Genomic DNA, 13721 nt, shown 5'->3' on the forward strand with positions numbered 1-13721 from the left:
CATTAGGCTATTCAGTAAACTATCCATTAAGGACTTGCAGCACGTCTTCATGCAGCCGCGGGCACCCCGTCGCCAGAATTTGCCCGCCGGCTTCCGGCCGTTCGCCCTGTAGCGTGGTCACCACGCCGCCCGCCTGCTCCACAATCGGGATAAAAGCCGCAATGTCATAAGGTTGCAGCGCATACTCCAGGCAGATATCGATGTGCCCGGCGGCCAGCATCGCCATCGCGTAGCATTCGCCGCCGTAACGGGTCATCAGCGTGCGCCCGGTCAGTTCGGCGAAGCGAATCTGTGGATGACGTTCAATCGGTTCCGGCGAGGTGGTATGCAGAATGGCCTGATCGAGCGGGACATTCTTGCGTGTCGCAAGCCGGCGTTCGTCCCCCTGTGGACCGCGATACCAGGCATGTCGCCCATCGGCCCAAAACGCCTCGCCGGTGAACGGCTGGCTCATCATGCCCATCACGGCGCGCCCCTGATATAACAGCCCGATCAGCGTGCCCCATACCGGCAATCCGCACAAAAACGGCCGGGTACCGTCGACCGGGTCCAGAATCCACTGAATGTCGCCGCTGCCGGTCGCGCCGAATTCCTCGCCCAAAATCGCGTGTTCCGGATAGTGTTCGGTAATCAATGCCCGAATCGCCCGTTCCGCTTCCCGATCGGCATCCGTCACCGGATCGAAGCGAAATCCCTCTTTGGGTTTGCTGCCGACATGCAGATTCTGGTGTGAGCGAAAACGTGGCAGGGTTTGCTGGCTGGCCGCCTCGGCCAACGTATGAAAAAACGCCATATCCGGCAGTGGCTGACTCATGGTATTCACCTCTTGCGATAGCATGCACATCAACAATATTGGATTGACAAAGCGCGTCACGATGATTGATTCTGCTCGTTACGCTCGATTTATTTATCTATAAGGATTGGTTATGCTCGATTATGCATCTTTTCCTGAGCAGCGACAATCCCTGATCCGGGATCGGCTGCACCAGGAAGGCCGGGTGGTATGTACATTGCTGTCGCAGGAATTGCAGGTATCGGAACACACCATACGGCGCGACTTGCAGGAACTGGCGCGCGAAGGCGTGTGTAAGCGGGTCTATGGCGGCGCCGTCAGCCTGGCTCCCGCTGACGGTCATTTCATCACCCGCGCCGCTGCCGACAGCGAGGCCAAAGATCGGCTGGGTCAGTCCTGCGCGGCGCTGGTTCAGGCGGGTCAATGCGTGTTTATTGATTCCGGCTCCACCAATCTGGCTATCGCCCGGGCGATTCCGGCCTCGTTATCCGTGACCGTGGTCACCAACTCCCCCGCTATCGCGCTGGAAATGATGAAATCACCCCATGCGGAGGTGATCATGCTCGGTGGACGGGTGCAACCGCGCACCGGCGGCGCGCTTGGCATCACACCGCAAAAACAGCTGGAGAACATCTATTTCGACCTCTGCTTTCTGGGCGGCTGCGCGCTGGACGCCGCCGAAGGGCTGACCGTGTTTGACTACGAAGACGCGGAGTTCAAGCAGGCGGCGGCGCGCAAGAGCAACGAGATTGTGGTGGCGATGACGTCGGACAAGCTCCCGGCGATCGCCCGCTACCATGTCATCCCCTGCGAAGACATCACCACCCTGGTGGTGGAACCGGCGATCCCGGCGGATAAACTCGCGCCGTTTATCGACAAACAGCTGCCTATCCGCTTTGCCGATGTGCGATAAATCAGCCCTTATGCCGCACGTATTACCCGCCCCGGCGCGCGGGCGGGTAACGCGGGGTTAGCCACCTCGCCGTCCCGGCCTGTGACAACGTCTGTTTCAGGTAAGCCTCTTAGCTTTACCTTATCTATACATTCGTACACATCAGGTTACGAATTCTTTCTCTGACAGCATTATCGTTATTGATTATGATAATCATTGTCATTTTCTTTTGTTTTTAATTAAAAATAGTCAGGGAAATCGTAATGATAACAATACAAGGCGCAGGCTTCGGCCAGGTCTCCCCTTCGCATGCCCACAAACGCGCGCTGGCGCTGCTGATTTCCGCCGCTCTGGCGGGTACGGCATCGGTAACGGCCTATGCGGACGACACCATCAACGTCGATGCTTCAACGGCGGCCGCGCCGGAAAATGCGTGGGGCGCCGCACCGACGATTGCCGCCAAACGCAGCGCCACCGGCACCAAAACCGACACCTCGATTGAAAAAAATCCGCAGTCGGTGTCCGTCGTGACCAGTGAGGAGATGCAAACGCGTCAGGTGGTCAGCGTCAAAGACGCGCTGAACTATACGCCGGGAGTTTTTGCCGGCAACCGCGGCAGCTCAAACACCTATGACGTGGTTAACCTGCGTGGTTTCACCGCGGTCAACACCAATCAGTACCTCGACGGCCTGAAATTGCAGGGCGACAACTATTCGGAAGCGTCGCTGGATCCTTACATGCTGGAACGGGTGGAAGTACTGCGCGGACCGGTGTCGGTGTTGTACGGCAAAAGCAGCCCGGGCGGCCTGGTGGCGCTGGTCAGCAAGCGGCCGACGGCTGAAACCATCCGCGAAGTCCAGTTCAAGATGGGAACCGATAACCTGTTCCAGACCGGTTTCGATTTCGGCGGCGCGATCGATGATCAAGGCGTGTATACCTACCGCCTGACCGGCGTGGCGAAAGGCAGCGATACCCAGCAGGATTTCGCTAAAGAGAAACGTTATGCCATCGCTCCATCATTTAGCTGGCAGCCGGATGAAAATACCCGCTTTACGCTGCTGACCCATTTCCAGAACGACCCGTATGCCGGTTTCTACGGCTGGCTGCCGCGTCAGGGCACGGTTAACCCGTTCCTCGACAGCAACGGCAATCCGCATAAGCTGTCCACGTCGTTTAACGATGGCGAAGCCAGCAACAAGATGGCGCGTAACCAAAAGATGGTGGGATACAGCGCCGAACATGCGTTTAACGACACCTGGACCGTGCGGCAGAACCTGCGTTATATGCAGTTGGAAACGCAGTACCGCGGCATCTATGGTTCGGGCATTTCCGCCTCGCTGCCGTATGTCATGGATCGCGCATCCGTTATCTCTCACGAGCGTCTGAACAGCCTTACTGTCGATAATCAGGCGCAGGCGACGTTTTCAACCGCCGATGTCAGTCATACGATGCTGTTTGGCGTGGATTACATGCGGATGCGTAACGATATCGACGAGTACTTTGGCTCGGCATCATCGCTGAACCTGCTGAATCCGGCTTACGGCGACGATAGCATTCCAGCGGATTCGCTGTCGCCCTGGAACTACCTGAATCGTCAGGAGCAGACCGGGGTTTATGTGCAGGATCAGGCGCAGTGGAATCAGTGGCTGGTGACGCTGGGCGGGCGTTACGACCGGGCGAAAACCTCGGCGCAGAATCGCACCGCCGGGACCACCGACTCGAACAGTCAGGGGCAATTTACCTGGCGAGGCGGGGTGAACTACCTGTTTGACAACGGCATCACGCCATATTTCAGTTACAGCGAATCCTTTGAACCGACATCGGGCGCCAGCGCCAGCGGCCAGACCTTCAAACCGTCGCTCGGCAAGCAGTATGAAGCCGGGGTGAAATACGTACCGAAGGATCGCCCGCTGGTGCTGACGGCGGCGGTCTATTCGCTGACCAAGAGCAACAACCTGACTACCGATCCCGACAACACCAACTTCAGTGTCCAGAGCGGTGAAATCACGGTGCGCGGGCTGGAGCTGGAAGCCAAGAGCGCGCTGACGCAGAACATCAACGTGACGGCGGCGTATTCGCATGTTAATGCCAAATATACCCACGACACCGATCTGCAAGGTAAACGCCCGTATCAGATTCCCAACAATCAGGCCTCGCTGTGGGCGGATTACACCTTTAACCATTCCACGCTCAGCGGGCTGACCATCGGTTCCGGCGTGCGCTACGTCGGCAGTTCCTACGGCGATGCGAACAATACCTTTAAGGTGGCGCCTTACGGATTGCTGGATGCGATGGTGAAATACGATCTGGCGGCGTTCGGTATGCCCGGCTCCAGCCTGGCCGTCAATGTCGATAACCTGCTGAATCGCCAGTACGTGGCCAGCTGTTATACCGATTACGCCTGCTACTGGGGCAGCGAACGTCGCGTTACCGCGACCGCCACGTTCCGGTTCTGATTAGGCGGCATTTCATGATGGTCGCGGCCCAGGCCGCGACTATCCAATGCCAATACCTTTCAACCGTGCGTTATATCCGGCAGCAACCCGGCAGGTAATGGCATTACTTTTTCGCCACTGCGTCTTTAACGTTTTTCATTTCATTCAGCAACGCGGTTAAGACGGCGGTATCCGTTGACTGGCTATTCTTTTCGGTAACAACCGACACGCCACACTGAGAATGGGTGGTCACTTTCCCTTTCACCGGTAAAGCCACCGCCTGCAAATATCTTGGGTCATTCACTCTGACATAAACAGTCTCTTCAACTGCCCCTGCCTTTTTTACCTTAATGACGGCGTCTCTACAGGAGGCGTAGATAAAATGGTGCTTAATCTTATCCAGGTTCTCCGGCAATGATGGCACAACCCAGTCGGCAGAAATGGCATCGACGGGCACACTCCCCAATGCTATTTCTGCACTATAACCATCCGATAAATCAATGGATTTTCCATTCTCATTTAATATCTTGTCGTCAATGTCTACTGTTTTGGTTTCGACTATTTTAGTTTCGACTATTTTAGTCTGAACGGTTTTATTATTATTCGTAGAAGAGAGAGGTATTGGTATAAATTTAGTCACTGCAATCGCCAATGCACCAAACTCTTTAACAGCCTTTTCTCTGTTATCCTCTGTATCAACTCCAATGTCTTTCACTCTGTCTGTATTTTCAATTTTGGACATACTAATGTTTGTTTTGGTGAACAGACTTTCTTTAGGAGAAATACCCACTTTAAATTTCTTGTAATCATGATTTAAAACAGTGACCTTATATTTTAAAGCGCCATTTTCGCCATTGGATTTTTTTTCATATTCAGGCTCAAAAATCACAGAAGATGATGCCAGATAAAAGCTATCGGATATCTTTTTATCCAGCAGTTTTTCGCCTGCAGGCTTGTCCCCCTGAATGATTTGATACGACACTTCCGGTTTTACTGCACAGCCCGACAGCACCATCATTGATACGATAATGTACTTTTTCATATTAACCCTCGCCCAGACATGATTGGTTTTATAAAAACAACAAATCCGTTTTTCAAGGAATGAAAAATAAAGCACAAAAAATATCGCCATCATGGCGCATTATAAAATTATGGAAAACACAGAGAGTTCTTTAAGAATGACGTAATAAACCAACAATGCAAGCTGCCTGCATTCACAATTGCGTTAAAAGGATTAATTACATGATTTCTATTGTTATTATTTTTAATAACAGCAGGACTAGTATCCAAAAGGATAAATATTCAACAGAGGGAAAATTACCGGATGGATTATTTTACGCCGCATGAATCAGAAACAACGCCGGCAGATTAATTCAATAGCGTCACCTCTTATGGCAAACAACAACGCCCCTGCCAATTCCGGCAAGGGCGCTTCATAGATATTGCTACTGACATCAACCCACCGTCGGAATCAACGCCCGCCGCGTAGTTTCTCCGCACGACGGCGTAGCACCTCCATCACCACCAGCAACACCAGCGCGGCGGCCACCATCATGGTCGCGGCGGCGGCGATGGTCGGATCGAGGTTTTCGCGGATCCCGGCGAACATCTGCAACGGCAGCGTGCGCTGGCGCGGGCTGGCAAGAAACAGCGTGACGATCACTTCATCAAACGAGGTGGCGAACGCGAACAATGCGCCGGAGAATACGCCGGGGGCGATCAACGGCAGCGTCACCTTACGAAACGCCAGCAACGGCGGCGCGCCCAGACTGGCGGCGGCGCGGGTCAGGTTCTGATCGTAATTTTTCAGCACCGCGGTCACGGTGATCACCACAAACGGCACGCCCAGTACCGCATGGGCCAGCACCAGACCAATATAGCTGTTCAGCAATGACAGCTTGGCGAAAAAGAAGAACATCCCTACCGCCACGATCACCACCGGCGCAATCATCGGCGAAATCAACACCGCCATCACCAGCGACTTGCCGCGAAACTCGCCGCGCACCAGCCCCACCGACGCCAGCACGCCCAGTACGGTTGCCAGCACCGTCGCCAGCGGCGCAATCAACAGGCTGTTACCGAGCGCACTGAGCCATTCGCTGGAATGGAAGAACTCCCGGTACCAGCGCAGGGAAAAGCCCGCCAGCGGGTAGCTGAGGAACGACCCGGCGTTGAACGACAGCGGCACAATCACCAACACCGGCACGATCAGAAACAGCAGCATCGCCGCGCCGTAAAAATTGAAGAAGCCATTCCACACCCGCAGCAGCTGCGAACCCTGTTGTCTCATTTCCTTCATCGGTTTCATCGCTTGCTCCTTCGGTTAACGCGCCGCCGCGTCGGCGTCGGTGCGGGTGACACGGATATACACCACATACAGCAGCACCACGATCACCAGCAGTTGTGTCCCCAGCGCCGCCGCCATCCCCCAGTTCATGGTGGTGTTGGTGAAAAACGCCACAAAATAGCTGAGCATCTGGTCGCCCGGCCCGCCCAGCAGCGCCGGCGTAATGTAGTAGCCAATCGCCATCATGAACACCAGCAACGCGCCAGCGGTCACCCCGGCGTAGGTCTGCGGCACATACACCCGCCAGAACGCCAGAAACGGATGCGCGCCCAGCGAAATCGCTGCCCGCACATAGTTGGGCGAAATGCCTTTCATCACCGCATACAGCGGCAACACGAAGAACGGCAACAGAATGTGGGTCATGGAGATGTAGACGCCGATACGATTAAACACCAGCACCAGCGGCTCATCAATGATGCCCAGCCCCATCAGCGAGCGGTTGATCAACCCGCCGGATTGCAACAACACGATCCAACTGGCGGTACGCACAATCAGTGAGGTCCAGAACGGCAGCAACACCAGAATCATCAGCAGGTTGGCGCGATTATCCGGCTGTTTCGCCAGCCAGTAAGCCAGCGGGTAGCCCAGCGCCACGCACAGCAACGTGACCACGCCCGCCATCAGCAGCGTGCGCAGCAGCACATCGACGTACAGCGCCTGATCCGCCGGTTGCGCCACCACGTTGTCGGTCTGCGGGTCCACCTTGTGGTCGAATACCGCCAACAGATAGTAGCTGGTGAAAGGCCGTGACGCGCGGTCGATGGTTTTCCAGGTGGTCAGTTCGCCCCACATCGGTTGGTCGGCAATCAACTGTTCGCGCAGCCCCTGCTGCTCATCTGACGGCAGCTTGCGCAGCGTGCGGGTGATAAGCTGGCGGTACTGACCATCTTCATAACCCAACCGTTTGGTGATGGTGGCGACCTGCCCGGTGCTGCGGGCATTGCGCAGATCGCTCACCAGCGCCCGGAACACGCTCTCATCCGGCACATTCTTGCCGGACCATTGCCGCATCGCCTCGATAGTGGTCGGCATGCTGACGCGCAGGTCCGGGTTGGACACGCTTTTGCCCAGAATCGACAGTATCGGGAACAGAAAACTGACCAGAATGAACAGGAACAATGGCGCAATCAGCAGCAGCGACCGTTTCTGATAGCGGGCCTGCGCCTGATGCAACTGCTGTTTCAGACTGGTACGGTTTCCCTCGCCGCCGGCAGGCGGCTCTGCCTTCAACATCTCGTTCTGGGACATAAGCGTTCTCTCCTTGTGATCAATACCGGTTCGGGATTACTTCTGGGCGGCCCAGGCGTTGAAACGCTGCTCCAGCTCTTCGCCGTGATCGATCCAGAACTCGGTATCCACCTGCACCGACTGAGCCAGGTTATCCGGCGCGGTCGGCAGGTTTTTACTGACGGCCGGGTCCAGCAAGGCGGTGGTTTTCGCGTTGGTCGGGCCGTAGGCGATGTTTTCCGCGAACACTTTCTGGTTTTCCGGCTGGTTGGCGAACGCGATGAACTGCTCGGCCAGCGCTTTGTGTTTGGTGCCTTTCACGATGGCCCAGCTATCCAGATCGTACAGGCCGTCGTTCCAGACGATATTGATGCCCGGTTTCTCTTTCTGCGCCACCGCCACGCGGCCGTTGTAGGCGGACGTCATCACCACGTCGCCCGCTACCAGCCACTGCAACGGCTGCGCGCCGGATTCCCACCACTGGATATTGGATTTGATCTGATCGAGTTTCTTAAACGCGCGATCGACGCCGGCCGGGGTCGCCAGCACTTTGTAGACCTCTTCACGTTTCACGCCGTCCGCCAGCAAGGCGATTTCCAGCGTGAACTTGGCGCTTTTACGCAGCGCGCGCTTGCCGGGGAAATTTTTCACATCCCAGAAATCGGCCCAGCTTTTCGGCGCCTGTTGCAGTTTGTTGGCGTTATAGGTCAGCACGGTGGACCAGACAAAGATCCCGGCGCCGCACTCGGACACCGAACCTTTTACGAAATCAGCCTGATCGCCCAGCTTTTTCCAGTCCAGCGTTTCAAACAACCCTTCGTTGCAACCGCGCAGCAGTTCCGGACCTTCCACTTCCACCACGTCCCAGCCGACCTGGCCGGTCTGCACCATAGCGCGGATGCGAGCCATTTCACCGTTGTATTCGCCGGCTTCAATCGCGCCCTTGCCTGCCGCCTGGAACGGTTTGTAAAACGCTTTATCCTGCGCGTCCTTGTTGGTGCCGCCAAAGGAAATCACGGTCAGGTTCTCGGCCCAGCTCTGGGAAGCCATGGCAACGAGCAGAGCGGATAATGCAAATTTTTTCAACATGGTCTGGCTCCTGAAGAGAGTAGTCAACGTATGCCCACGAGGGCGAAACCCTTAAATTTTTTTGATGCATAGGCATCATTTTATAAAGCAGTTTTCGTGCCAGTTTCTGTTGTCTGTGTTGAAAAACCGCTGAACGGCGCCGTGGAGAAACCGCACTGTGCAATGTGCACAGTGCCTATGCTGTTTTTCGCGTGATGACTTGTTTTTTTACCTGGTGACTTGTTTTCTGCCTGATACATTGCGTGGCGCGTGATGAGCAAGCCCTGCCGAATTCGCCTTATTGTGGTGCAATAGAACAAGACAATTGCACCACTCTGGCTCGCCAGTACGCGGGATGAACATCCCTGTTCATCCGCCGTCAGGCTGAGGGGGTGAGGTCAACGCAGAGATATTTCATCTCCAGGTATTCCTCGATGCCAAAGCGTGAGCCTTCGCGTCCCAATCCGGATTGTTTCACCCCGCCAAAGGGGGCCACTTCGTTGGAAATGAGGCCGGTGTTGATCCCCACCATGCCGTATTCGAGTGCTTCCGGCACCCGCCACTGACGGACGGCGTCGCGGGTGTAGACGTAGGCGGCCAGACCGAACTCGGTATCGTTGGCCATCGCCACCGCCTGCGCTTCATCGTCAAACGGAAACAGCGGCGCCACCGGGCCGAACGTTTCTTCGCGGGCAAAACGCATCTCGCGCGTCACGCCGCCAATCACCGTCGGGGTGAAGAAGGTGCCGCCGAGCGCGTGGCGTGAGCCGCCGGTCAGCAGTTCCGCCCCTTTCGACAGCGCATCGTCAATATGTTGCTCGACTTTGCCGACCGCATCCTGGTCGATCAGCGGGCCTTGCATCACGCCGGGTTGGGTGCCGTCACCCACTTTCAGCTTTTCCACCTCTGCCACCAGCCGGGCCGCCAGCGCCGGATAGATGCCGCGCTGGACATAAATGCGGTTGGCGCAGACGCAGGTCTGGCCGCTGTTGCGGAATTTGGATGCCAGAATGCCTTTTATCGCCTGCTCCAGATCAGCATCGTCAAACACGATAAACGGCGCATTGCCGCCCAGTTCCAGCGACAGCTTTTTCACCGTCGGCGCACATTGCGCCATCAAAATACGGCCAACTTCGGTAGAACCGGTAAAACTCAACTTGCGTACCACCGGGCTGTCGCACAGGATTTTACCCACCGACGGCGCTTCGCCGGTCACCACCTGCAATACGCCGGCGGGAATACCGGCCTGTTGCGCCAGCTCCGCCAGCGCCAATGCGGTAAACGGCGTCTGCTCCGCCGGTTTGACGATCATGGCGCAGCCAGCCGCCAGCGCCGGTGCGGCTTTGCGGGTGATCATCGCCGCCGGGAAGTTCCACGGCGTGATCGCGGCGCACACGCCGATACCCTGTTTGATCACCAGCAAGCGCTGGCTGGCCTGCGGCGACTGCAGCACGCTGCCTTCCACCCGCTTGGCTTCTTCGGCAAACCAGTCGATAAACGAGGTGGCGTAGGCGATTTCACCGCTGGCTTCCGCCAGCGATTTGCCCTGCTCGGCGGTCAGAATGGCCGCCAGATCGTCCTGATTCGCGCGAATCAACTGCGCCCAGGCCTGCATCAACGCAGCACGCTCTTTGCCGGTGCGCTGGCGCCAGGCGCTCAGCGCCTGTTCGGCGGCGCTAATCGCCTGCTGGGTCTGTTCCGCCGTCACCAGCGGAATGCTGCCCAGCTCGGTGCCGGTTGCAGGATTGGTCACGCTCAGACGCGCCCCGTTGCTGCTATCCTGCCATTCGCCGCCGATCAGACATTGTTGACGGAATAACGTTTTATTTTTCAGTTGCATAACTACCCTTTCACTCACGTCTCACTTCGCCAGAACGCTGCTCAGAATCGACAGCGCCTTGCTAAACTGGGTATCCGGAATGGTCAGTGGATACAGGAAACGAATCACGTTGCCGTGCGTGCCGCAGGTCAACAGCAGCAGTCCCTGTTCCAGCGCCGCCTGCTGGTATTTTTTGGTGATCTCCGCGCTCGGTTTGCCGGTCTGCGGATCGTTAAACTCCACCGCCACCATTGAGCCGCGGGCGCGAATATCGGCGATCGCCGCATTGCCGGCTTTCGCCCGCTCCAGCGCTTCTACCAGTGTAGCGCCCAGGCGCTGGGCGCGCTGACACAACTGTTCTTCTTCAATCACATCCAGCACCGCCAGCGCCGACGCCACCGCCAGCGGGTTACCGGCATAGGTACCGCCCAGCCCGCCGGGGCCCGGCGCGTCCATCACCTCGGCGCGACCCACCACGCCGGAAATCGGGAAACCGCCGCCCAGGCTTTTCGCCATGGTGATCAGGTCCGCTTTATCGTCGTAATATTCCATAGCGAACACTTTGCCGGTACGGGCAAAACCGGTCTGCACTTCATCGGCGATCAGCAGCATGCCGTACTTGTCGCACAGCTGGCGCACGCCGCTGATGAATTCCGGCGGCGCGACGTTGAAGCCGCCCTCGCCCTGTATCGGCTCCAGCAGAATGGCCGCGACCTGATCGGCGGCGATATCGGTGTGCAGCAGGCGGTCAATGCTCTCCAGCGCCTGTTCCACGGTGATGCCATGCTGGGCATTCGGGTACAGCGCGTGGAAAATGGACCCAGGGAACGGGCCGAAGCCGGTGGAATACGGCGCCACTTTACCGGTCAGCGTCAGAGTTAGCAGCGTACGGCCGTGGAACGCCGCGCCAAACGCGATCACGCCCGGACGTTTGGTATAAGCGCGGGCGATTTTCACCGCATTTTCAACCGCTTCGGCGCCCGTGGTGAAGAAAGCGGTCTTGGCCGGGCCGGCGATCGGCGCCAGCGCGTTCAGGCGTTCCGCCAGCGTCACATAGCTGCCGTAGGGGACGATTTGATACGCGGTATGGGTGAATTTCTCCAGTTGTTCGCGCACCGCCGCCACCAGTTTCGGGTGACGGTGGCCGGTGTTCAGCACCGCAATCCCGGCAGCAAAATCAATATACTCGCGCCCTTCAACATCCCACAGGGTGGCGTTTTCGGCCTTGTCGGCAAAGAAATCGCACATGACGCCCACGCCACGCGGCGTGGCGGCCAAACGACGTTGATTCAATTCGCTGTTACTCATTATTCTGCTCCGATTCGATGAACACACCGCCCGACGGGGGCTGACGATTAACGTTCTGATGTTGCTATTTATCCCCTGCATGGCCCTATAATCCAGAGCCAGTTTTTAATATTTAAAGGATCCACTTTGCGCTCGCTACTGACCGATTTGCTACTACAGGGGCTGGAACAACAGCAGGAAGGCACGCTTAACAAGCGGCTGTACGACACTATCCGGCTGGCGATTCTGACCGGCGACATCACGCCGGGACGGCGGCTGCCCTCGTCCCGCGACCTGGCGCAGCAGCTGTCGCTGTCGCGCAATACGGTAATCGCCGCCTTCGAACAGCTGCTGGCGGAAGGCTATATCGAAACCCGCACCGGCAGCGGCAGTTACGTCACCGAGCAGTTGCCGGACACCCGCCCGCCGGATGTCCGCGACGATACCCAGTCGCCGTTGCGCCCGGTGGTGCAGGAAATTTCCCGGCGCGGCATGCATCTGCTGGGCTACGCCGGCGCGTCGGCGCGCCAGTGGGGCGCGTTTATGCCGGGCATCCCGGATATCGCCAGCTTTCCGCATGACCTGTGGCGGCGGCTGCAAACCCGGCTGTCTCGCCGCCTGAAACCGGAACAACTCTCCTACTCGCCGATCGGCGGCTGCCCGGAACTGCAACAGGCGCTGGTGGACTACCTGCGGGTGGCGCGCTCGGTCACCTGTACCCCGGAGCAAATCCTGATTACCGAAGGCACCCATCAGGCGATGGACCTGCTGGCCAAAATGCTGTGCAACCCCGGCGATCTGGCGTGGATTGAAGACCCCTGCTACTGGGGAATGCGCAATGTGTTGACCATCAACGGGTTGCGCGTCGCGCCCATCGAGGTGGATGAGCAAGGGATGGTGCCGCCGGACGACGTCTCGCCCCAATCGGTGCCGCGGCTGATTTGCGTCACCCCGTCGCACCAGTACCCGCTGGGCGCGGTGATGAGCCTGGCGCGCCGCCAGCGTCTGCTGGCGCTGGCGCAGGAACACAGCAGTTGGGTCATCGAAGACGATTACGACAGCGAGTTCCGTTTTTCCGGCAGCCCCATCCCGGCATTACAGGGGCTGCAAACCCAGCCGCCGGTGATTTACATCGGCACCTGCAGTAAAACCCTCTATCCGGGATTGCGCGTCAGTTACATGGTGCTGCCGCCGCATCTGGCGCGTGAGCTGAAAACGGCGCACGCCGAGCTATACCGGGGCGGCCACCTGTTGACGCAACTGACGCTGAGTCAGTTCATCAGCGAAGGCCACTACGCCGCCCACATCCGCCGCATGCGCCTGCTGTATGCACGCCGCCGCGCCCTGCTGAGCGAGTTGATCGTGCAGCATCTGGGCGAAGCGTACCTTGGCTACAACAGTAATGCCGGTCTGCACCTGATTTTGCGGTTACCCGACCGCATCGACGATGTGGTGCTGAGCGCCCGTATCCTGCAACACGGCGTGATGGTCAAACCGCTGTCCAGTTACTATCTGCGGCCGACGCACCAGCGCGGGCTGCTGCTCGGTTACGCCAGCGTGGACGACGCCGAGATGGTGCGGGCGTTTGACGTCATTCTTTCCTGTTTACGCGCGCTGGAAAACGCGCGCGCCTGAATCCCCCACACGCGGTTTGAGCGCCCCGCTCGCCGCAGAAAAACCGGCCCGGCAGACACCCTATCCGCCCCGGTTTTCGCCTTGCCGTCACGCACAATATCAGTGCCTTTATTTAACACGCGCTCACCATTTTGAGGCAAAGGCGGATTGTCGTGCACCTTATTGTTCACTGCTGCTGCTAACTCTTGCGATTTTACTATTGTGCAACATGCACAATA

The 13721-nt window shown here is 57.7% G+C and carries 10 protein-coding genes; 3 read left to right on the plus strand and 7 right to left on the minus strand.

Features of this window, described 5'->3' with window-relative positions; genetic code table 11:
- Positions 1-19 precede the first annotated feature (19 nt).
- A complete protein-coding gene (gene hisN / locus DXXMK7_RS11820; protein WP_038919263.1) occupies positions 20-814 on the minus strand; it encodes a histidinol-phosphatase in 795 nt (264 codons plus the stop codon).
- A 112-nt stretch (positions 815-926) separates the two neighbouring features.
- Here hisN and DXXMK7_RS11825 point away from each other — a divergent pair, with 112 nt between their 5' ends.
- Entirely contained in the window at positions 927-1706 is a 780-nt protein-coding gene (locus DXXMK7_RS11825; RefSeq protein ID WP_038919264.1) for a DeoR/GlpR family DNA-binding transcription regulator, read from the plus strand.
- Positions 1707-1948: 242 nt separating this feature from the next.
- Positions 1949-4141, plus strand: a complete 2193-nt coding sequence (gene fhuA, locus DXXMK7_RS11830) for a ferrichrome porin FhuA (RefSeq protein ID WP_038919265.1) — start codon at positions 1949-1951, stop codon at positions 4139-4141.
- A 103-nt stretch (positions 4142-4244) separates the two neighbouring features.
- Here the strand turns inward: fhuA and DXXMK7_RS11835 are convergent, their stop codons facing one another.
- The 6 genes from DXXMK7_RS11835 to DXXMK7_RS11860 all read right to left on the minus strand — a co-directional run bounded on the left by DXXMK7_RS11835 (position 4245) and on the right by DXXMK7_RS11860 (position 11889).
- Positions 4245-5162: a hypothetical protein gene (locus DXXMK7_RS11835; RefSeq protein WP_049854085.1), complete on the minus strand. Its 918-nt coding sequence runs from the start codon at positions 5160-5162 to the stop codon at positions 4245-4247.
- A 429-nt stretch (positions 5163-5591) separates the two neighbouring features.
- On the minus strand, positions 5592-6410 hold the full coding sequence (locus tag DXXMK7_RS11840) for an ABC transporter permease (protein WP_038920993.1): 819 nt from the start codon (positions 6408-6410) through the stop codon (positions 5592-5594).
- Positions 6411-6443: 33 nt separating this feature from the next.
- Complete coding sequence (locus tag DXXMK7_RS11845; protein ID WP_038919267.1) at positions 6444-7715, minus strand: ABC transporter permease; 1272 nt, start codon at positions 7713-7715, stop codon at positions 6444-6446.
- Between the two features lie 36 nt (positions 7716-7751).
- Positions 7752-8783: an ABC transporter substrate-binding protein gene (locus tag DXXMK7_RS11850; RefSeq protein ID WP_049842489.1), complete on the minus strand. Its 1032-nt coding sequence runs from the start codon at positions 8781-8783 to the stop codon at positions 7752-7754.
- A 358-nt stretch (positions 8784-9141) separates the two neighbouring features.
- On the minus strand, positions 9142-10602 hold the full coding sequence (locus DXXMK7_RS11855; protein WP_038919270.1) for an NAD-dependent succinate-semialdehyde dehydrogenase: 1461 nt from the start codon (positions 10600-10602) through the stop codon (positions 9142-9144).
- A gap of 21 nt (positions 10603-10623) precedes the next feature.
- Positions 10624-11889: a 4-aminobutyrate--2-oxoglutarate transaminase gene (locus DXXMK7_RS11860; protein WP_038919272.1), complete on the minus strand. Its 1266-nt coding sequence runs from the start codon at positions 11887-11889 to the stop codon at positions 10624-10626.
- A 126-nt stretch (positions 11890-12015) separates the two neighbouring features.
- Here DXXMK7_RS11860 and DXXMK7_RS11865 point away from each other — a divergent pair, with 126 nt between their 5' ends.
- Positions 12016-13503 carry a PLP-dependent aminotransferase family protein gene (locus DXXMK7_RS11865; protein WP_038919273.1) on the plus strand — a complete coding sequence of 496 codons (1488 nt, stop codon included), beginning with the start codon at positions 12016-12018 and terminating at the stop codon, positions 13501-13503.
- The last annotated feature ends 218 nt before the right edge of the window (positions 13504-13721 follow it).

It is taken from the genome of Dickeya sp. MK7, assembly GCF_000406305.1.
In the GTDB taxonomy this organism is placed as follows: Bacteria; Pseudomonadota; Gammaproteobacteria; order Enterobacterales; family Enterobacteriaceae; genus Dickeya; species Dickeya fangzhongdai.